The following is a 22,593-nucleotide window of genomic DNA, read 5'->3' on the forward strand; positions in this document are numbered from 1 at the left end:
CAATATCACAAATTAAACTAAACTTACCCTACTAATAGTGTTTAACCTAGATTATTTTTAATTATGAATTTCCTTAAACCCGCAAAAACTCTGCCTTTACTAACTAAAGAGCAAATCCAAAAAGCTTATCCTCATTGGCGCTTAAGAATGTTTTTAGTAGCTTATATCGGCTACTTTACCTACTACTTTGGGCGTAGCAGCTTTGATGTATCTAAACAATATATCACAACCTTAACCCCAGATGAACTTGGACTAATTGGAGCTGGTTTAGGTATTGCTTATGGTATAAGTAAATTTCTAATGGGAAATATCTCTGATAGAAGTAATGCTAAAGTATTTCTAGCGATTGGTCTACTTATAACCGGACTTATCAATTTACTTCTACCAAGCTTACTATCACTAGGTGTGCTTGTAATGTTTATAGCTATGCTTATAAATGGTTGGATTCAAGGTATGGGTTGGCCTGCTTGTGCACGCATTATGACACACTGGTTTTGTGTTAATGAGCGTGGTACTAAAATGGGTATATGGAATACTGCTCATAATGTTGGTGCAGGGTTTCTAGCTATTGCTGTTGTGCCTATTGGATTATTGCTATTTCGTGATGACTGGCATGGTCTTTTTTATGTTGCAGGGGTAATGTGTATTTTTGTATCAATATTAGTGTTAATATCTGGTGCAGATACCCCTCAATCAGTTGGTCTACCAGCGATAGAAGTATATAAAGGCTATACTACTGCCGAAACTCACCATGAACAAGAGTTTTCAGCTAAAGAAATATTTTTAAAATATGTTTTAAATAATAAGTGGATTTGGCTAATTGCTATAGCTAATGCTTTTGTTTATTGTGCTAGATATGGTCTTCTTAGCTGGTCGACTTACTATCTTGTTAATGTAAAGCATATGTCTACTACTACTGGGCTTTTAGGGTTTACTCTATTTGAGTTACCAGCAATCCCAGGAACTATCATTATTGGTTGGATCACAGATAAGTTCTTCGGCAGTCGTAGAGCTCCTATGGGTGTTATCTGTATGCTTTTATTTATTTGTGCTTTATTTATATATTGGTATAGTGATACAGCTTGGGTACTTTTACTTTCATTATCTGCTATGGGAATACTCATATATGGTCCTGTAGCTTTGATAGGGATATTTGCTTTAGACCTTGTACCAAAAAAGGCTGGTGGTACAGCAGCTGGATTTACAGGATTATTTGGCTATTTCTTAGGTACAGTCGGAGCACAAGCAGTAATTGGTATCATCGCGACAATGCTAGGCTGGGATGCTGTATTTATATTCTTACTAGGCTCTTGTATAATTGCTACAGCACTTCTAGCTTTTTGTTGGAATCTTAGCTATAATGAAATTTCTGAGAATTAAATAGTAGGATAGTAATGTCTACAAAATTATTCAAATCACTACTATTTTTATATTAGCAATCTCTATAGCATACCCACTAAACTCAATAGAATTAAATCAAGTATTATACGACTCTCTTAAGCACAATAATCTTCAGTCAGCTCTAGTTGGAGTTAAGATTATTGATCCTCAAAGCAACACCATAATTTTTTCAAGAAATGCTGACAAAAGCTTCGTACCTGTTAGTAATACTAAATTACTAACTGGGATTGCAGGATTATTATTTCTTGGCAAAGATTTTAGGTTTGAAACTAAGCTATATTACGACAAAATTAACAATCATAGTATTGATAATCTTTATATTGAGTTTTCAGGTGATCCAAGTTTTACTCGTGAAAACTTACATAAACTTTTAATAAGTTTACAAAAAAGCAATATAAATAATATAAAAAACATCTACTTTGTAAACTGCTACTTTGAAGGTCGAGATACACCAATTAATCAAAGTAATACCAGTTCTATATTTGCCTATGGTGCTCCAAGCTCAATATATAACCTAAATGAAAATGCGATAATTTTACAGCTCACACCTAACTCAAATACTTTCAAAATAAGCCAAACTGTTGGTGAGAAAATTAACTTTATCAATAAACTTTTTATAGCTAGTCCAGAGCAGCTAAAAACCTGTCAATTTAACGCCTACTATTATAGAGATAATATTCTGGTACTTAGTGGCTGCCTACCTTCAAATAGTTATACTTTTAGCTTTGCTATCGAAGATCCACAACAATTTATGCAACAAGCTGTCTTAACTGAACTAGCACAACTTAAAGTCTCATTAACTAATCAGATAAAAATTACTAACAAACTACCAAACAATCTAATACTCTTAGCAAAGCATAAATCAGCAGATTTAACCAAGCTATTGAAGCATATGCTTGTAACATCAGATAATCTCTATGCTCATACAATCACAAGAACCATCGGCTACTATCATAATCAAGTTGGGAGTATTATATCTGGTAAAAATGCTATTATTGAAATACTAAAAAATAAACTTAAAGTTGATACTGATGGCATTCAAATCGAAGATGGTGCCGGAATGTCAGAGAATGATTTATTATCTGCTGATTTTATTACTAGCCTATTACAACAAATGTCACAGCAAGACAACTTTGAGCTTTTTAAAAGTCTGTTGCCAATATATGGAGAAAGTGGCACACTTAAAAATCGCTCAAGCAAGCTATTAAAAGGTAAAGTAATTGCAAAAACTGGTACAGGAACAACTGCAGTTACTATTTCTGGTTATCTCTATACTAATAATAAACAATATATCTTTTCAATACTGATTAATAATCTCAAAAACTCACAAAAATCAAAACCTATTGCTTTAGAGAGAGATTTGCTTGAGGGTATCTGTTATTATTACAACATGATAATTTAATAAGCTCTCAAATGACTAAAAATATTTTAATCACTGGTGCTAATGATTGTATTGGTTCTGCTATAGCCTTAGCAGCGCAAAAACCGTATATAATATAGGTCTTCATTATCATACTAATAGTGAAAATATTGATAGAATAAAAAACAACTTACTAAATATCCAATTCAAATTTTAACTTATCGTGCTAATATAGCAAATGAAGATGATATTAAAAAAATGTATCGTGATTTTATCACAAATCATGGCTGTTTATAAGCCCTTATCTAATAATGCCAGCACGATTTCTCCTAGTTCAAAATTAGAAGATATTTCATTAGACAGGTTAGAGAAAGTTTTTGTGGTAAATGCGATTGGTAATATCTTATGTGCTAAATATGCTGTTAAATTACCTATCAAAAACACGGATATAATGGTGGTAAAATCATTAATATCTCATCGGTAGCATCACGACTAGGATCAGCAAATGAATATATTGACTATACCTGTACTAATGGAGCTATTGACACTCTTACAAAAGGTTTAGTAGCTGAATTAGCTGATTGGAATTTTAGTAAATTGTATCCACCCTGAATTTATATATACAGATATTCATAAACTATTATATGATCCTAACAGAATTAATAAACTCAAAGATAAAATTTCTTAAGCGTGGTGGATATCTAAGAGAAGTTGCTAGTGCTGTGGTATGGTTATTGTCAGAGGATACAAATTATTACACTGGAACTTTTATAGATATTGCTGGTGGTAAGTAAGATAAAATATATAATAGCTGTGAATATTAATACAAATTAATAAGAAAAATTTATACCTTAAATAACTATTTACTATTTAACTAAGATTTTCCCTTAAATACAATCACTTATAAGCCTTAATTTTATTTTAAACTTAAAGTTGGGCTTAATTTAGAAAAAAGAGATATCTTGTATTGAAACTTAACTTTCTAAAGAGGAAATTACCATGCTAAAGAAAATTGTAACTGCTTTAGGAATGTCTGGAATGCTATTAGCTTCTAACAGCGCTATCGCAGAAGATGCTACATCAAAAAATGATAGTCTCACTCCACAGAGTATTGATCTGTCGCCTTTACGCAATTTAAACGAACTTGATAGCCCAATGGATAAAGATTATAACTATCATCAAGCTTTTAAGAAATTAGATACTGAACAACTCAAAAAAGATATGCAAGATCTTTTAACCCAATCACAAGACTGGTGGCCTGCTGATTTTAGCAATTATGGCCCTTTCTTTATTAGGTTGTCTTGGCATGATGCTGGCACATACAGAATATATGATGGCAGAGGTGGCGCTAATCGTGGACAACAACGATTCTCTCCTCTAAATAGCTGGCCTGATAATGTCAACCTTGATAAAGCAAGACAACTTCTATGGCCAATCAAACAAAAATATGGTGATGCTGTATCTTGGTCAGATTTGATTGTCTTAGCTGGTACAGTTTCTTTAGAATCAATGGGAATGAAGCCTATTGGATTTGCTTTTGGTAGAGAAGATGACTGGCAAGGTGATGATACTAATTGGGGTGTTTCTCCAGAAGAGTTATCTAGTAATGTAAAAGATGGTAAACTTGTTAAACCTTTCTCCGCTACAGAGATGGGCCTAATTTATGTCAATCCAGAGGGTCCAGATGGTAAACCTGATATCAAAGGTGCTGCAAGTGCAATCCGCCAAGCATTTAGCGGTATGGGCATGACTGATAAAGAAACTGTAGCTTTAATTGCAGGTGGTCATACTTTTGGTAAAACTCATGGTGCAGTACCAGCTGATAAAGTCAAACTATCAATTGGGCCTGCTCCTGATAAGGCTCCTATTAAACAGCAAGGTCTAGGGTGGCACAACAGTTATGGTACAGGAAATGGCGATGACACTATAGGTAGTGGTCTTGAGGGTTCTTGGACTTCTACACCAACATTTTGGAATCATGATTTTCTTAGTAACCTTTACAACTGAGACTGGAAGAAAACACTTAGTCCTGCTGGTGCTCATCAATGGACTCCTACTAATGCTAAACAGGAAAATATGGTTCCTGATACTCACAAACCAGGCGTAAAACATAAACCAATTATGCTTACTACTGATTTGGCACTCAAAGAAGATTCAATATTTAATAAATATGCTCAAGAATTCTACAAAAATCCTCAAGAGTTCAAAGAAGAGTTTGCTAAAGCATGGTTTAAACTAACCCACCGTGATATGGGGCCAAAATCTCGATATATAGGTCCTTGGATTCCTAAACAAGACTTTATCTGGCAAGATCCTGTTCCAGTAGCCGACTATCAGCAAGTATCTACACAAGATGTTTCTCAACTTAAACAAGAGATCATTAGCTCTGGTTTGACAAATCAAGAACTTATCAGAACAGCTTGGGATGCAGCTTCTACATATCGTAAAACTGACTATAGAGGCGGTGCAAATGGTGCAAGAATTGCTCTAGCTCCAGAGAAAGATTGGCAAATAAATGAACCTGCTAAACTTGAAAAAGTTCTTGCTAAACTTAAAGAAATCCAAACTAATTTTAACAATAGCAAAACTGATGGTACTAAGATATCTCTAGCTGATCTAATAGTTTTAGGTGGTAATGTAGGTATCGAGCAAGCAACTAAACAAGCTGGCTATAGTATAGATATACCATTTGTGCCTGGCAGAACAGACGCTACTCAAGCGCAGACTGATATAGAGTCTTTTAATTACCTAAAAACCAAGTCTGATGGTTTCATAAACTATACAGATGGTAGTGTAGCTGCTGATAAATTAGCACAAGCTTTGGTAGAAAAAGCTAGCTTACTTAACTTAAATATCCCAGAAATGACAGTGTTAGTTGGTGGTATGCGAGCACTAAATGTAAACTATGATAATTCTCAAGAAGGTATATTAACTACTACTCCAGGTCAGCTTAATAATAGCTTCTTTGTAAACTTTCTAAATATGTCTACTGAATGGAAAAAATCTGATAAAAAAGATGGTGAATACATTAGTATAGACAGAAAAACTGGTAAGCAAAAGTGGGCAGCATCACCAGTTGATCTAATTTTTGGTTCAAACTCAGAGCTTAAAGCAGTAGCTCAAGTTTATGCTGAAAATGGCAATGAGCAAAAATTTGTTAACGACTTTGCAAAAGCTTGGCATAAAGTTATGATGCTTGGCAGATTTGATGTGCAACAATAACTCTACTAAAAACTTCTAAAATACTTATTAGTGCTAAATCTATTGCATCTATACTCATTTAATCTAATATGTAGCTATATAAACACTAATTTATTAGATTTTGTATGGCTATAAATCTTTATCATCAAAACGACTATCTAAGGCAAAACAATAATATTGCAAAAAAGGAAAACTTTTCTGCTTTTAGACGAGATTATGCTCGTGTTATCCACTCTTCATCTTTTCGTAGATTACAAGCAAAGACACAAATCTTCCCAAGCTTTGAAAATGACTTCTTTAGAAATAGGCTAACTCATTCACTTGAGGTTGCACAAATAGCTAAATCCATAACAGTCAAACTTAATGCTGAACATCAACTTAATCTTGATTATGATCTAATCGAAACAGCCGCTCTTTGTCATGATATTGGTCACCCTCCTTTTGGCCATAATGGTGAGGTTGCTTTGAACAAAAAAATGCGTGAATTTGGTGGATTTGAGAGCAATGCTCAAACTTTAAGATTGATATCACATACTGCAAAGAAAGATATTGATCAAAAGCAAACTTTTGGACTAAATTTGACTTATCGGACTCTTGCAGCAACAATAAAATATGAACGCCTTATCCCACCTATTAGTGATTTAGGTAAGCTTACCAAAGGCTACTATAGTGAAGAAGCGTACCTAGTAGCCAATATCAAGCACAAACTTCTTGAACCGTATGGTGTAACTAATATAGATGGTGAATTCAAAACCATTGAATGCTATATAATGGATGTAGCTGACGAGATTGCCTATTCTACCTACGATGTTGAAGATGCTCTTAAGGGAGGTTTCATTGATCCACTCTCTATAGCTAGTATTGATGATAAGCTTCTTGACAAGGTTTTCAAAGCAATGCCGGATGACTTAGAAATTACTAAGAATGAAATTAGAAATATCCTAAAAGATATTTTTTCAGATTATATAGATTTTACTGCTGATAGCAGAAATATTTATAGAATATCTAAAAATATTGCCAACAATAGCTTATTGCGGACAAAACTAACATCTAAGTTAGTCAATAGTTGCATCCAAAACATTAAGCTAGAGCTTAACCAAGATATCCCAATGCTATCAAGAGTTTATCTAAATAGTCAAGTGCGAAAACAAGTTGAAGTTCTCAAAAAATATATATTATTTAAGATAATAAAATCACCAAAGTTGAATGTTCTTAGATATCGTGGTAGAGAGATAATCTCAGAAATTTTTGATATTCTAATCAGCTCAACTCCCGATGAGAGCTTACTACCTGATGATATCGGTGTGATATTTTATAACACAGATAATCCTCAAGGCAAAGCTAGAATAATCAGCGACTATATATCTTCTATGACTGACCGATATATAATCGAATTTTATAATCAGTCTAAATCTGACTCTTCAGCGATGATTTTTAAGCCTTTTTCATAAACCAACTCGTCACTGCTATTCCAATAAAAGAAACTACTCCAGCAAATACTATTAAGTATACTAGTACTAATAAATTACTAGTTGATGTAATAAAAAATATTGTCAACTCTAGAACTCCTGCAGAAAATAATAAATAACCCCGGTTATATAAGCTATACCATACCCACGACACCTGTACTCTAACCTAAAGAAATTTTTAAAAATTACATTGTATGTTGAGGTAAAAAACCATATATTAGTAGACAACAATATAAAATAGCTATAAGCACTCTCTCCAGCTATTATACTTTTATAAAAAACAGGAGTTAGAGCTATGCTCAAGATTATTAATAAAGACATCATTTTTATTTTAGAAACATAATCACTGATGAATCCTCCAACTAACAACTAATAGCTGAAACTATAGATCCAATTAACAATAAATTAGAGACATCAAAATCAGAGACAATATACATCTGATGATATGCCGTTAAAAACATATACAATTGTGTTGCAAGCATAGCAATATAAGTAACTAGTGCTATACCAATAGTTACTTTTATAACAAACATATAATTATGAGAACGTTGTTTATCTAATGCTTTAACAACTCTAGGAATATCGATAATATTTTTCTCAAAAAAATAGTAGAAATGTAAAACAAGCACCTATGAAAAACCCTATACACTAACCGTAATCTTGTATAAAACTTTGGCTAGTAAAATGATTTAAGATAAACAACACTAATGATGTCATCATAATACTTATACTCAAACAACAAAACACCATGCTTGTTACTAAGCCTTGCCTTTGAGGGTAATTCTCAACTATATATATACAACAGAAACAGGTATTTCCACACCAACTGCTAATGACTGTAATACAACACAAACCAACGAATAAAATAGTTGCTAAGACTCCAATACTTTCTATAGTAGGCAAAAAAGCAAAGGCTAAAGTTGAGAAAAATAGTAAGATCATATTTAATCTCAATATAAGTGCTCTACCTTTCTCATCAGCAAGATAGCCAAATCCCCAAGTACCTAGTGGGCGTACAAGGTAGCCAACAATATAGACCAAGAAAACTAATATGGTATTACTTATAGAACTACTTTTATCAAAAAATTTATTTCCAATAGTTACAGCAAATACAGAATATATTGCCAGATCATAGTATTCAAAAGCTATTCCTAAAGTTGAAAATAACAACCTACTATAACTTTCATCAATTATCAAAATTTAAAGATTTTTATATATATTGGTAAAATCAAAAAGATAATCAAATACTAATTAGCATAAGCAGGTGTTAGCTCAATAATTTCTAACGTCAAGCTATGCTTAAGCATATCAATGTGTGTATTTAACAATTTTGTAAGCTGATTTTTAGCTCTAGTGTAAGATTGGTGTAGCCTACAACTAGTCTTAAACTTAAATTTCTAAATCAAAATATTTCAAAAAATCTATCACTATAAATACTATGTAGTTACCTAAAGGCTAATTACATAGTATTACAAGAGCTCTAAACTTAAAAAGTTATTGTTTTACATATTAATAAACAAAAATTTTATCTTTAAGTACTAAATTTAAAGCTGTCGATAAAACATTTTTTTCAACATTATGACCTGCATCGCGCATAACCTTCCATGAGTAGCTATGATCTACTCTAATTATATCTTGAGCTATAATTGGTCCCTCATCTAAGTCATCTGTGACAAAATGACTAGTTGCACCAATTATTTTCACTCCCCTTTCATACACTTGCTTATATGGATTTGCGCCAATAAAAGCTGGTAGGAATGAATGGTGAATATTTAACAACTTACCTTGAAATTACCCTACAAAGCTTGGGGTTAATATTTGCATATACTTTGCTAGTACAATGACATCATGCTGATAAGTTTTGATAACATCACAAACTCTATTCTCATGTTTTTCTCTATTAATTCCTTCATGAGAAATATGCTCAAAAGGTACATCAAACTTCTCAACAAAGCCTCTAAGATTATCATAGTTTGAGATTACCGCAGTAATATTCGCATCTATTTTTCCTTCTACATGTTTTATTAACAAATCACCAAGACAATGCATCTCCTTTGTAGCTAGAATAATAATATTTTTTTAGAATAATCGGCAAGCTTAATTTCTGAATTATTAGGCAAAGCCTCCCTAAGTTCAGATAATATTTGTTGACAATTTACTTCACCGCTAAAAACAGTACGCATAAAAAACTTATTGTTTTGTTTGTCTACAAATTCAGAGTTTATTTCAACATTAAGATTAGTTTCAATTAATAATTTGTATTTTTACATTTATTAATCTTTCTAAATTAATTTATAATCATAAACTATAATACATAAATATTTTTTAATTAGACTTTTAATTGCAACAGCTTTTATTTAGTTCCAAAAATTTTCTCTCAAAGAAAGATTGATTTAGATTATAACAAAAAACTTCAGTTAAATAATTAAGACTATTAATTTAATAAACTTATTGAAAAATTTAAGCTAGTTGTGATTAGTTGAATCATGAAACCTATAAGTATTACATAAATTTATGTTAAAAGCTCCTTTACTAGTATAACTTGAATTCAAAATTTTTATGATCAGTAAACTATAAGACTAGTCTATGCAGTATCTAAGATAATCTTTACCAAAACTTGATTTAAGAATATCTTATTATAGTATAGGAAAGTATGATTAGAAATAGATTTTAGTCAAATTATAGATTATATAAGTAATTTAGGAGGATTATTGTTTTTCCTAAATATTACTTTGCGAAGGGATATCTCCATGAGCCCACCACTGAGCCATATATTTTTAACCATTATAAGTCACCTCATCATCTTTAGTATATACAGCTTGAGTATTCCATGTACTCACTGTTGAAGATTTGTCGCCACCTTAGTCATTATTACCTTAATCATTGTTTTGATCACCTGCTCCAATAGTTTCAAAAGTTAAACTATCTTTTCTAGAATCATTTCATGTACTAGCAATTACTTCTATAGTATATCTTGTACCTTTTTCTAGATTAGTTAGGACATAATTTAGGCTAGTGATATTCTCAGCTATCACATTGCACTAACGATTACTTTATATGTGATAGAACCATCTAATTCTGGCTTATTCCAAGATACTGTAGCAGAGTTCTCTGTAACAGATACAAGATTGTATCTGACGCATAAACCATAGCAATAGTATTGATTAAAGACTTGTTAGGATCAGTAGAGTCATTATCTGCTTGCCAGAACATAGTACCACCAAGATTTCTACTTTTTAGTATACTTAGTTTTCTCACCTACAGACCATACATCATCATAAGTTATAAATGATTTGGTTGATAGACTATATAGCCCAAGGCTGCATCACAGCTTTACCATATTTTATTAATATGTATCAATATTTGAAATTTAGCTAAACCACTAACAGGTTTAGTTGTACCACAACCAGTAACTGGATCATTCGCAGGTGCTGCTTCTAGTATTGTATATGTTCCTAAACCTATTAATGCATATACTACTGAGATTAATTTTGTTTTGTTCATAAGTATTTCTCTTCATTATTACGATCATAATAAATAAAACTTAATATTTCTTTAAGAGCCTCTATGTTTTACTTATTTTTGCAACAATATATCACATCCCAACTTTTAATAAATTATCAAAAAATAACAAGTCTTTAATAAAAATTAATACTTAATATATAAACTTATTTTAGCTATAAATAATATTTTAACTTCAGTATTAATTAATAATATATTAATATGCAACTTAAATAATATAATAAATATTCTCAAAGAATAAATTTAATTTAAAAAAATAATTTTAAACAAAGTATTCTTTTTTATAGTTTTGATATCAAATAGTTGCAAAAACTAACTATATTAGATAATATCTAATATTATTGTCAAATTGATAGTTCAAAATTTAAACGCTTAAAGGAGCTCAAACATGAATAAAAGTTTCTACACAAATGTTAATAGTAAGATACAAGAAATTAAACAAGCTGGTACTTATAAGAGTGAAAGAATTATAACAACACCTCAAGAGCCTATAATTAATTTAGAGAATGGTGAAACTTTAATTAATTTCTGTGCTAATAACTATCTTGGTTTTGCAAATAATCCTGAAATAGTTGCTTATGCTAAAGAGCATATTGAAGAATGTGGTTATGGTATGGCCTCAGTAAGATTTATTTGTGGTACTAACAGTGTCCACAAACAACTAGAAAGAAAGTTAAGCGATTTTTTTTGTTCGAAGATACAATTTTATACCCTTCGTGTTTTGATGCAAATACTGGACTTTTTGAAACACTACTTACAAAAGAAGATGCTATTATTAGTGACTCTCTTAACCATGCTAGTATTATTGATGGTGTTAGGCTTTGCAAAGCAATGAGATTTAGATATAACAATAATGATATGCAAGATCTTGAAGCAAAACTAATAGAGGCTGATGAAGTTGGTGCAAGATTTAAGATGATCGCTACAGATGGTGTATTCTCTATGGATGGTATTATTGCTGATCTTAAATCAATCTGTGACTTAGCTGACAAGTATAACGCTATTGTTATGGTTGATGATTCTCATGCCGCTGGTTTTGTTGGCAAACATGGTAAAGGATCTATCGAACATTGTAATGTAATCGGTAGAATAGATATTTTAACAGGCACTTTAGGCAAAGGTTTAGGAGGTGCTTCTGGCGGCTATATCTGTGCTAAGAGAGAAGTAGTAGATTTACTTAAGAATCTTTCTAGACCATATCTTTTCTCAAATTCACTTGCACCAATAATTGCCAAAACTTCTATAAAAGCATTAGAAATTACTAAAAGCTCGAATGAACTAAGAGAACAATTAAAAGCTAACCAACAAAGATTCAGATCTAAAATGACTGATGCTGGATTTGATTTGATTCCAGGCGAGCACCCTATTATTCCTGTAATGATCTATGATGAGAAAAAAGCTGCAGAATTTGCTGAAAAACTCCTAGATTATGGAATCTATGTAATTGCTTTCTCATATCCAGTAGTGCCTAAAGGCAATGCAAGAATTAGAACACAAATGTCAGCTGCTCACACTTTTGAGCAAATTGACAAAGCTGTTGATGGCTTTACAAAAGCTGCCAAAGAGTTAGGATTATTCAGTAATATTCATCATAGGAATCTAAACAATGAAAGCATTAGCTAAATTAAAAAAACAACCAGGTATATGGATGATTAATGATACTACAATTCCTGAATATAACCATAATGAGGTTTTAATTAAAATTAAAAAAACTGCTATTTGTGGTACAGATCTGCATATTTACAACTGGGACAAATGGTCACAACAAACCATACCAGTACCAATGATTATTGGACATGAATTCTCTGGTGAAGTCGTAGCCAAAGGAGATGGTGTCACAAGTGTGAATATTGGAGATAGAGTATCAGGTGAGGGACATCTTGTATGTGGTCAATGTCGTAATTGTAGAGCGGGCAAGCGCCATCTTTGTAGAAAAACTATAAGTATAGGTGTAAATGTTCAAGGAGTTTTTGCAGAATATTTAGCTATGCCAGCAGTTAACGTATTTAAAATTCCTGATTCTATTAGTGATGATATCGCTAGTACCTTTGATCCTCTTGGTAATGCTATTCATACCGCTCTATCTTTTAATTTAATAGGTGAAGATATATTAATAACTGGAGCTGGACCTATAGGTCTTATGGCTGTTAAAATAGCAAGGTTCTGTGGTGTGAGTAGAATAGTTATCACCGATATTAATGAATATCGCCTACAAATGGCAAAAGATTTTGGTGCAACTGTAGCTTTAAATGTCGCACCATTTAACAATCAACAAGACTTAGTCAAAGAAATGCGTAGAATAATGTCTGATATAGGCATGACAGAGGGATTTGATGTTGGCCTGGAAATGTCTGGTAATAATTCTGCAATTTCTATGATGCTTGATGTTATAAATCATGGTGGTAAGCTATCTTTATTAGGTATAGCGGCAGGCGATGTTGCTGTTGATTGGGGAGCAATATTATTTAAAGGTCTAACTCTTAAGGGTATATATGGTAGAGAAATGTTTGAAACATGGTACTTAATGTCAAGCATGCTTCAAGCTGGTATGGATATGAACCCTATCATCACACATCGACTTCATATTAATGAATTTCAAAAAGGATTTGAGATAATGAAAAGTGGCCAATGTGGTAAAGTAATACTTGATTGGAGTAGCTAGGATGAAAAAACTAGATTACTCAAATACTACAAAAGTTGATATTCAATGGGTATTCACTTTGTTTGGTACAGCAATAGGTGCAGGATTACTTTATCTCCCTATCCAAGCTGGAGATAGTGGTCTTTGGGCTTTGGTAACAGTACTTATTTTTGCTTTACCTTTGACATATTACTCACATAAAAATATGTCAAATATCGTGCTTTGCACAGATAATGACGGTATTACAGATGTATTTACTCATAATCTTGGTAAATTCTTTGGTTTGACTTGTGTAGTGCTATATTTCTTTGCAATATTCCTAAATATGCCGATGTACTCTATCGGCCTAAATAGTGAATTAAGTAATTTTCTTTTAAATTACAATATTGTAAAAACTAATTTATCAACACACATATGGTTTAGTTTTAGCATTCTGACTGTTTTATTAATAATAGTTTCTTTAGGTATCAATATAATTCTAAAGTTTATGCAGCTTATAGTTATATTCTTAATTATATTAGTAATAACACTATCTATATATATAATACCTTATTGGAACTTTGTGTTTATAACTGATAATCATTTTGATGCTGTTGGTTATATCACAGGTGTATTAATGGTATTACCAATTTTAATATTATCGATGAATCATTCGCCTGTTATCTCCAGTCTAATAATTTTTTATCGTAACTATGTAAAAATTGAACGCTCACAAGAAAAATACAAAATTTATAAAATACTTAAGATTAATGTACTAATTCTTTTTATCTTTGTACTACTCTTTGTGACATCTTGCTTACTTAGCACTACTATACCAGACCTTAATAGAGCTAATGCAAATAATCTATCAATAGTAACACTGATACAAGAGCAGCATTCAGGTACTTTATTGAATATTTTAGCGCCAATGATAGTTTTTACCGCTATTATTAGTTCATTTATAGGCTGTTACATAGGTTCAAAAGAAGCTTTAAAATATCTATTTAAATATTTCTTTAGGAATATATATAAAATTGAAGTTTCTGATTCACTAATAAATAAAATCTGTGTTGGACTAATATTCATAGTTCTATGGATATGTACAATATGTAATTTTAAAATCCTTAATATTATAGGTATACTAGTTGCGCCTACAGTGGCTTTTTTACTATATGTTTTACCTGTAATAATAATTTATAAAAATATTCAATGCAAAGACTATAGGCACGTAATATTAGACTCTATCTTATTTATAATGGGGTTAGTAATTATATTTGGTTATATAATAGGTTTACTTTTAAAATAAATTCTTAGCTTAACTGCCAATTAGCATACTCTAAATCATCTTTAGTTGTAATCTTGATATTTTTCTTTGAACATTCAACAGCAATAGGATTTATACCAAATATTTCTAAAGCTGATGCTTCATCAGTTACTTTATTAACCAGATTATTTAAGTAGCAAAAATCAAAAGCTTTCTCTAACTGCCCAAGCCTAGATAATTGTGGTGTTTGAGCAAGCCAAATATTATTACGATCAAGTGTTTTGATAATTATATTCTTTATAGTAACTTGCTTAACTGTCTCAAACGCTCTTACTGCTAAGATACCTGCTTGTGAATGTGATAGCTTAGTTTGCTGATATAAATCGATAATGCTATCAATATTAACACAAGGTCTAGCAGCATCATGCACAAAAACCCAGTCATTATTTTTACGCTCATCGATAGCCTTAAGAGCATTATAAACACTATTAAACCTAGTCGCACCACCACTACAAACTACTATTTTGTCACGATTATAATATAACGAATCACTCCAAAAATTATCATTTGCAGCAATCGCAACAAAGATTTTATCAAACAAAGGATTATCAATAAACTTTGCTAAAGTATTATCAAGGATAGTCCTGCCATTACTAAGTTTATAGTATTGTTTAGGAATATCTAACTGCATTCTAGTACCTATTCCAGCTGCTGGAATAATTACATATTTATTTGACACTGTAAAAAACCTCTCCTTGCTTGATTAGCCCCATATTCTCACGAGCCAAGCTTTCAAGCACCTCACTATTTTGACGTAATGAAACTACTTCAGAATATAATTGTGCATTAGTCTGAGATTTATGCTTAACTTCTTTTTGTTGACTAGCTACAGATTTTTTTAGTGACTGATACTTGATAAGACCTGTATTGCTAAACCACAGATCATATTGCAATATAGCTATTAGTAATAAAACTACAGAAATAAAAATATAAAAAAAAGAACTAGATCTGATATCCATGAAATAATTATTCTTCTACTTAAACTACAACTTCCTCAGCTTCACTATCTTCTACAATAATTTCTTGAACATCTTCTTCTACTTATTCATCTAATTAAATACAAATGCTTTTATTCCAGGGTAAATTGCATTTTCACCTAATTCTTCTTCGATTCTAAGTAACTGGTTATACTTAGCTATACGATCAGATCTAGATAATGATCCTGTTTTGATTTGTCCAGAACATGTTGCTACAGCCAAATCCGCAATAATAGTATCAGAAGTTTCACCAGAACGATGTGACACCACGCAAGTGTATCCTGCTTGTCCAGCCATCGTCATTGCTTCAAAAGTCTCTGTCAAAGTACCAATTTGATTTAGCTTAATCAAAATTGAGTTTGCAACGCCTTTTTCGATACCCTTAGCAAGGATACTTGGGTTAGTAACAAATAAATCATCACCAACTAGTTGCACCTTGTTACCAAACTTTTCAGTTAACAGTTTCCAACCTTCCCAATCTTCTTCCGCTAGACCATCCTCAATAGATACAATTGGATACTTCTCAACCCATGCTGCATAGTAATCAATCATTTCTTGGCTTGTTAATGACTTATTCTCTGACTTAAGCTCATACTTACCATCTTTATAGAACTCACTACTTGCTGGATCTAGCGCTATAAATACATGTTTACCAGGCTCATAACCTGCTTCTTTAACTGATTCTAGTATTGCTTGTATAGCTGCTTCATTTGATGGTAGATCAGGAGCATAACCACCCTCATCACCAACACCAGCTACACTATAACCATCAGTAAGTAGTACTTTTTTAAGTGTATGGAAAACCTCTGTACTACATCTTAGAGCCTCAGAAAATGTATCAAAACCAGCTGGAACAATCATAAACTCTTGCATGTCAACGTTATTATCAGCATGTGAACCGCCATTAATGACATTCATCATTGGTACTGGTATTAGATATTCTTTGACATCCATTAGATAACGGTAAAAAGGTTTTCTAAGGTGTGATGCTGCAGCTCTAGCAGTAGCTAGTGAGACACCTAGAATTGCATTTGCACCTAGATTTTTCTTATTCTCAGAACCATCTAGTTTTATCATAGTTTTATCAATCAATCTTTGGTCTAATGCGTCTAAACCTTTAACTGCTTGAGCTATCTTAGTATTAACATTTTCAACAGCTTTATATACACTCTTGCCTAGAAAAAGAGCTTTATTACCATCTCTTAACTCTAAAGCCTCTTTGATACCTGTAGAAGCTCCAGAAGGAACAGCAGCACGACCAAAAGCACCACTTTCCAAAAGCACATCTACTTCAACTGTAGGATTACCACGCGAATCTAATATTTGTCTAGCAAAAACTTGTTTTATTTGTGATGACATAATTACAAACTCCTTTAGATAAATTAAGCCTTTTATCATTTTTTTAAAACTTTATCAATTATAAGCTGAGTTATGTATGCTTTGCAATTTAATATACTTATTTAAAAATTATTCTTCAGATGATTTCTCTGAGATGATTTCCTGTGCCTCAGTGAAGTTAAGACTTTCAGGAGTTACTATTGTAAAAGTAGCTGTATCTGTAGGAGATTTTCGTGCTGATATTCTATATGCTGAGTACAAGCATAAACTAATACTTAGCAACGCTGTAATTATAAAAAAGCCAAATGGTCCAAAAATAGACATCATGTTAGATATTACAACAGGACTGATTACCGAACCTAAACCATATGAAATAGTTAAAACACCAATTGCTCCTAAAATTTCATTTTCATCAAGAAAATCACTTGCATGAGATATAGATAATGGATATATTACAAAAGCACAACCACCAAAAATAAACATAATTACAGCAAATATAAAATAAGATGTATGAAAAACAAATATAAATATTGAGGTGATAAAAATACCTGCTCCTGCTAAAAGTATCACTTTACGTCTATCGGTAAGATCTGATAATTTACCCATAGGCACTTGTAATAACATTCCTCCTAAAATTGTAATCATCATTAATACTGATATCATGTCATGATCACTTCCAACCCTTACGAGAAAGATAGGCAACAAAGTATATATAGAACCTAACAATGAACCACTAATAACACTAGCTGCCATTGCTAAAGGAACTTTTTTAATGATTTTAGAAGGAGAGCAAATTTCTTCGGAGTTTGGCACAGGTGCAACTGTTTTTGTAAAAGCCATCAATACTATCGCAACACTACATAAAGAAGATATAAAACAATAAGCTAATATCCCTTCACTAAAATGAACATTTATCATCAACTGTGAAAATGCTTGTGTACCATAGTATACAAAAAGATATATTGAAAAAATCAAACCTCTATTTCTCTTATCTGATGATAATATACACCAGCTTTCGATAATGATAAATAAAGCTGCTAATGAGTAACCACAGACAAACCTAAATAATACCCAAACAGCAACACTTTTATTTACACCAACTATTAACGTACTGATAGCCATAAGAGATGCAAACAGCACAAAAGCTCTTATATAACCTACTCTAATGATAGTAAACTGTGAAAAATAAGACCCTGCCGTCATACCAAAGAAATATGCTGCAGAAATTATACCAATCATTAAACTAGAGCGACCAAGATTATTTAGCTCAATAGACGAATAAGTTGTAAAAAAGCCATTGCCAAATGATAATACACACATTGCGATTATTGGTGTAATAATAAGAAATAAAGTCTGTCTAACGGTCATCGCTTTAACCTCCAAAGAAAGGTATAATGAATATTGCAAATTATATAGAAAACTTTTAATTAAGTTAAGCTAGTTATAAAAAAGTTTAACAAAGAAATTTATCAATATTTTTTTAATTTGTCCAGTTTATATAGCCATATAGAGCATTTAACAAATAAATAAGCCACATAGCTAAAATGCTATACCTTCACCTGTGCCAGAAAAATATTGTTGTAACCAAATAATTGTTGAAAGAGTATTTATAATAATCCATAAAACCCATTGCTCGATATAAGCTTTGACCATTAAGATAATCGCCACAACAGATACTATACCGGTCAATGAATCAGCAATCAAACCAACCTGTTGGTTAAAATATCCCCTTAAAATAAAAGTCCTATATATATGCTGCAATAATTATAACTATGACAAGATAGACTCTTTGTTTTGCTGATAAAGTTTTTGTTATGATACTATTATTCTCACTAATATTTTGTGGTTTTGTCCAAGTATATAAACCATAAAACTGCATAGGGAAAAAGAAAAAAGCAAAAAGTAGAAACTGCCCATAAACACCTTGACTGTAGCAAACATAAGCATAAGTAATATTATTGATAAATGCAAAAAAATAATTAAGAATGTTACCTTTAGCTACTAGTAAAATATTTAGCATATCTGTAACTGTAGCTATAGTAGTAACAACTAAATAATCATTTGTCGTTAAAATACTTATAATCCCTAAGCTAGTTACAGAAATCACTAGCCACAATATTTCAAAAATATTCCAATCATTAAAAATGCTCGAAAGCTTTATATTTTTAAATCTTTTGAAATAATTTGCTAGTTGTGAAAAAAAATCATTAATAACTTGAATAATCAATATAGTATATTCCCAATTAAATTAACTTGCCACAAGCTCCATAGCTCCATAAATTCCTGCTTAATCTCAGAGCTTAGCTAGCTTAAAGTCATATTCTGCATAAATATCAGCAAATGAATTTTTCATTGCTGCTCTTTTAATCTGGCTAAGGTATCTTTCATCAATAGCTTCCATAACACCACCATCTAATATGACCATCGATGGATTTATCATATTTAAAGCACTTCCTAGTCCTGTACCTAAATACTCCATAGCTTCACTAAGTATATCCATAGCAATTTAATCTTGCTCATCTAATGCTTTTTTAATATGACCACTTTTTAGTTTACCACGATTCTCCATCACTAGATCAATTAAAGTACTATGAACATTTTTCTTAGCTAAATTTTCTATTTTCTTTTCGATACCAACTTTACCTGCATAGGCTTCTAAGCACCCTTGTAAACCACAACCTGGACAATATGCACCACTTTTTTGATAATAGTATGACCGAGCTCTGCTGCTAAACCACTGTCATCAGTATACAGCTTACTATTAAGTACCAAACCACCACCGATACCAGTACCTACAAAAGCACCGATAATATCATCACAGCCAACACCTGCACCATATTTGGCCTCACCTAAAATCCAACATTTACATCATGATCTATCTCAGACTTGACAGCATATTTATCTTGTATAAGTTGCCTTAAATTAACACCATTAAAATTAATATTGCCGCTTCTACGCACAATTAATGTTTTTTTATCATATAAGTCTAGCAACTTCTATACCAATATCTACTAGCTTTTTACCAGTTAGTATTTCCGCTATAAGCTTATCAATTACTTTAAACAATTTTCCAACCACAACTTCAGTTTCTTCTTTAGCTTTTGATTTAACTTTTGCTGTTGTCATTAGTTTTTTTGCTCATCAAAAATACTAGTTAAGATATTTACTACCACCGATATCTAAACCTATATACATAAGTGTCTCCTAAACCTTCTCAAAAACAGCTATTGACTCAACATGCATTGTATGAGGAAACATGTCCATTATACCGGCACTTATCAATTTATAACCTTTGCTATTGACCAAAATGCCAGTGTCACGTGCTAAAGTAGCAGTATCACATGAAACATACACTATGCGCTCAACATTAAATTTTTCAATATTACTACAAACTTCTTGTGCACCAGCTCGAGGCGGATCTAAAAGCATCTTATTGTATTCAAAATTATTAAACCACTCTTTATTCTCAAAATTCTCAAAAAGATTTGCTGCATAAAAATTAACATTTGTAATATTATTATTAGCTGCCGTTTCTTTAGCTCTTTGTACCATCATAACATTACCATCAACACCAATTACAGCTTTAGCATATTTCGAAATTGGCAGTGTAACATTACCTAAACCACAAAATAAATCGATAATAGAATCTTGCTTTGATATATCAAGAAGCTGTATAGCTCTTTTGATCATTTTTCTATTAATATCATTATTTACTTGGGTAAAATCATTTGGCTCAAAACCAATACTAATACCATCAATAGGTTGATAACTTAACTTAACTAGAGCAATATCTTTTTCAGGATATAACCTAAAAACTGTATCTGGACCTTTTGACTGTAGATATATCCAGTAATTATTTTGCGAACCAAAAGTTTTTAGCTTTTTAAGGTCTTCATTAGCAAATGGCTCTAGATGACGTACAATAAACGCTGGCCTTGTATCATCTATTGCAATCTCTAACTGTACTATATGTTTATATACAGATAGAGTCTTTATAAAAAGAAGCTATTTCAGTTAATTTCTCACCTACAAGCGGATTTAATACCATGCATTTATCTATATCAGCTAAAAACCTACCATTGCGTTCTCTAAAACCTACAATTACTTTGCTCTTTTTTGTAACATAGCGTACACCAAGACGCGCCTTGTTACGGTAATCTTCAGTATTATTTGTGTATAGCGGCGGTAAAATATTCTCCGGCTCAACATCATTTCCAATATATTTTAAATGATTAAGTAAAGTCTGTTGTTTATGCTCAATTTGCGATGCTGTAGACATATGCTGTAAGCTACAACCACCACATATTTCAAAATAATCACATGGTGGTGTAACTCTACTAGGAGATTTTTTTATATACTCAACCACTTTTGCTTCATCAAATTTTACTTTTGTAAAGGTATATTCAAATTTACTATTTCTCCAGGTAATGTAAAAGGTATAAAAGTAGTTTTACCAGCAACTTTTGCAATACCTCTACCATCATGACTTAACGCTGTAATTTCTGCCTCAAAGATTCCACCTTTTAGCTTATTATGACGTCTAGATCTTCTCATAAATAATTCAACGAAAAATATTACAGCAATTGTATTTAATTCAAATCACAAATGCAACTTAATCGCAAAAGTTAATATTGGCTTTTATTATTTTAGATTGATAGCTTTACCATCGTATGCTGCAACATGACCTGGAGCAAACTGATAAACTCCAGCTTTTGAATGTGAGAAAATCATATCTATCTTTCCACTAGTTGCTAAACCTGGTATTTTTTGTGGATATAATGCGAACTCAACTTTAGCTAATGAAGATGATAAAAGCTATATTTGTCCTTTTTGTGGTTTAGTATCTAAAGATTTAGTCGGACCATATGCTCCGCCAATATTTGCAAAAACATCGTAGCGTACATCTTGAGATTGAGATTTTTGCGGCACAAATATAAACATATTTGAATCTTTCATAGTTTTAGCGCCAAAGCCAGCAGCAAACCAACCACTACCTCGTTCTTGCCATTGTTTATTTTTATTAAGTTCAACTTCCAAAATAGCGTAAATATGATCTTTATATTGCGCATATTTAAAAGACATGTCTCTCATGCCAATAGTCTCATATTTTAAGTCAGTTGGACAAACTGCTGCTGAGGCATTATCAGCATAAGACATAGAACTAGCTGCCACTGCTAAAACTAATGAGCTTAACAAAACTTTTTTCATACAATCTCCTTAGATTTACTTCTAAGTAAATTCTCCCACATGCTAAGCAGATATTATAGTACAAAATAAACAACTGAAATTAAAATTTAGGCATAAAGCTACCCTAGATATCGTGGTAGGTGCTGAGGGGTTCGAACCCCCGACCCTCGCCTTGTAAGGGCGATGCTCTCCCA

At 31.9% G+C, this 22,593-nt stretch carries 13 protein-coding genes and 9 pseudogenes; 8 read left to right on the forward strand and 14 right to left on the reverse strand.

Annotation, left to right across the window (positions count from 1 at the left end; all coding sequences use genetic code 11):
• Window positions 1–63: 63 nt before the first annotated feature.
• From C9379_RS05460 to dgt, 5 genes and pseudogenes are all read left to right on the forward strand, one after another.
• Entirely contained in the window at window positions 64–1,380 is a 1,317-nt protein-coding gene (locus C9379_RS05460) for an MFS transporter (RefSeq protein WP_143384570.1), read from the forward strand.
• A gap of 25 nt (window positions 1,381–1,405) precedes the next feature.
• Window positions 1,406–2,803 (forward strand): D-alanyl-D-alanine carboxypeptidase/D-alanyl-D-alanine endopeptidase, encoded by a 1,398-nt coding sequence (gene dacB / locus C9379_RS05465; protein WP_425536934.1) that lies wholly within the window; start codon window positions 1,406–1,408, stop codon window positions 2,801–2,803.
• Window positions 2,776–3,555, forward strand: a pseudogene (locus C9379_RS05470) (SDR family oxidoreductase). The gene dacB and the pseudogene C9379_RS05470 overlap by 28 nt, the downstream one beginning before the upstream one ends.
• 205 nt (window positions 3,556–3,760) lie before the next feature.
• Window positions 3,761–5,983, forward strand: a pseudogene (gene katG / locus C9379_RS05475) (catalase/peroxidase HPI).
• A 104-nt stretch (window positions 5,984–6,087) separates the two neighbouring features.
• Window positions 6,088–7,413 carry a dGTP triphosphohydrolase gene (dgt, locus tag C9379_RS05480; protein WP_143384569.1) on the forward strand — a complete coding sequence of 442 codons (1,326 nt, stop codon included), beginning with the start codon at window positions 6,088–6,090 and terminating at the stop codon, window positions 7,411–7,413.
• On the opposite strand, the pseudogene C9379_RS05485 reads toward dgt, so the two are convergent.
• The 3 pseudogenes from C9379_RS05485 to C9379_RS05495 form a co-directional block, all read right to left on the reverse strand.
• A pseudogene (locus C9379_RS05485) lies at window positions 7,397–8,622 on the reverse strand (MFS transporter). The gene dgt and the pseudogene C9379_RS05485 sit on opposite strands and share 17 nt — an antisense overlap.
• A 318-nt stretch (window positions 8,623–8,940) precedes the next feature.
• Window positions 8,941–9,480 (reverse strand): annotated as a pseudogene (locus C9379_RS05490) (formyltetrahydrofolate deformylase).
• 731 nt (window positions 9,481–10,211) lie between these two features.
• A pseudogene (locus C9379_RS05495) lies at window positions 10,212–10,860 on the reverse strand (fibronectin type III domain-containing protein); the annotation flags it as partial.
• A gap of 481 nt (window positions 10,861–11,341) precedes the next feature.
• Here C9379_RS05495 and C9379_RS05500 point away from each other — a divergent pair.
• From C9379_RS05500 to C9379_RS05510, 3 genes and pseudogenes are all read left to right on the forward strand, one after another.
• Window positions 11,342–12,576 (forward strand): annotated as a pseudogene (locus C9379_RS05500) (glycine C-acetyltransferase).
• Window positions 12,560–13,615, forward strand: coding sequence for an L-threonine 3-dehydrogenase (gene tdh, locus C9379_RS05505; protein WP_143384568.1), 1,056 nt, complete (start codon window positions 12,560–12,562; stop codon window positions 13,613–13,615). Before C9379_RS05500 ends, tdh begins: the two are co-directional and overlap by 17 nt.
• Window position 13,616: 1 nt before the next feature.
• On the forward strand, window positions 13,617–14,879 hold the full coding sequence (locus C9379_RS05510; protein ID WP_143384567.1) for an amino acid permease: 1,263 nt from the start codon (window positions 13,617–13,619) through the stop codon (window positions 14,877–14,879).
• A 4-nt stretch (window positions 14,880–14,883) separates the two neighbouring features.
• Here the strand turns inward: C9379_RS05510 and ispD are convergent, their stop codons facing one another.
• The 11 genes and pseudogenes from ispD to C9379_RS05565 form a co-directional block, all read right to left on the reverse strand.
• On the reverse strand, window positions 14,884–15,576 hold the full coding sequence (gene ispD, locus C9379_RS05515; RefSeq protein ID WP_143384566.1) for a 2-C-methyl-D-erythritol 4-phosphate cytidylyltransferase: 693 nt from the start codon (window positions 15,574–15,576) through the stop codon (window positions 14,884–14,886).
• Window positions 15,566–15,856: an FtsB family cell division protein gene (locus tag C9379_RS05520; protein WP_143384565.1), complete on the reverse strand. Its 291-nt coding sequence runs from the start codon at window positions 15,854–15,856 to the stop codon at window positions 15,566–15,568. Before C9379_RS05520 ends, ispD begins: the two co-directional genes overlap by 11 nt.
• 90 nt (window positions 15,857–15,946) lie before the next feature.
• The gene (gene eno / locus C9379_RS05525; RefSeq protein ID WP_343377541.1) at window positions 15,947–17,272 is read right to left on the reverse strand and encodes a phosphopyruvate hydratase; all 1,326 of its coding nucleotides are present in this window, start codon (window positions 17,270–17,272) and stop codon (window positions 15,947–15,949) included.
• 69 nt (window positions 17,273–17,341) lie between these two features.
• Entirely contained in the window at window positions 17,342–18,580 is a 1,239-nt protein-coding gene (locus C9379_RS05530) for an MFS transporter (RefSeq protein ID WP_425536930.1), read from the reverse strand.
• 112 nt (window positions 18,581–18,692) lie between these two features.
• Window positions 18,693–19,439 (reverse strand): annotated as a pseudogene (gene pnuC, locus C9379_RS05535) (nicotinamide riboside transporter PnuC).
• Between the two features lie 66 nt (window positions 19,440–19,505).
• Window positions 19,506–19,712: a hypothetical protein gene (locus tag C9379_RS05540; RefSeq protein ID WP_318263226.1), complete on the reverse strand. Its 207-nt coding sequence runs from the start codon at window positions 19,710–19,712 to the stop codon at window positions 19,506–19,508.
• Window positions 19,713–19,867: 155 nt separating this feature from the next.
• The gene (locus C9379_RS05545; protein ID WP_343377548.1) at window positions 19,868–20,068 is read right to left on the reverse strand and encodes an ROK family protein; all 201 of its coding nucleotides are present in this window, start codon (window positions 20,066–20,068) and stop codon (window positions 19,868–19,870) included.
• On the reverse strand, window positions 20,062–20,205 hold the full coding sequence (locus C9379_RS05550) for a hypothetical protein (RefSeq protein WP_343377542.1): 144 nt from the start codon (window positions 20,203–20,205) through the stop codon (window positions 20,062–20,064). Before C9379_RS05550 ends, C9379_RS05545 begins: the two co-directional genes overlap by 7 nt.
• Window positions 20,189–20,338, reverse strand: a complete 150-nt coding sequence (locus tag C9379_RS05555; protein WP_318263225.1) for a hypothetical protein — start codon at window positions 20,336–20,338, stop codon at window positions 20,189–20,191. The genes C9379_RS05550 and C9379_RS05555 overlap by 17 nt, the downstream gene beginning before the upstream one ends.
• A gap of 78 nt (window positions 20,339–20,416) precedes the next feature.
• Window positions 20,417–21,766 (reverse strand): annotated as a pseudogene (gene rlmD / locus C9379_RS05560) (23S rRNA (uracil(1939)-C(5))-methyltransferase RlmD).
• 87 nt (window positions 21,767–21,853) lie between these two features.
• A pseudogene (locus C9379_RS05565) lies at window positions 21,854–22,420 on the reverse strand (hypothetical protein).
• Window positions 22,421–22,593: the final 173 nt, after the last annotated feature.

The sequence above is a fragment of the Francisella-like endosymbiont genome (genome assembly GCF_003069505.1).
Taxonomy (GTDB): domain Bacteria; phylum Pseudomonadota; class Gammaproteobacteria; order Francisellales; family Francisellaceae; genus Francisella.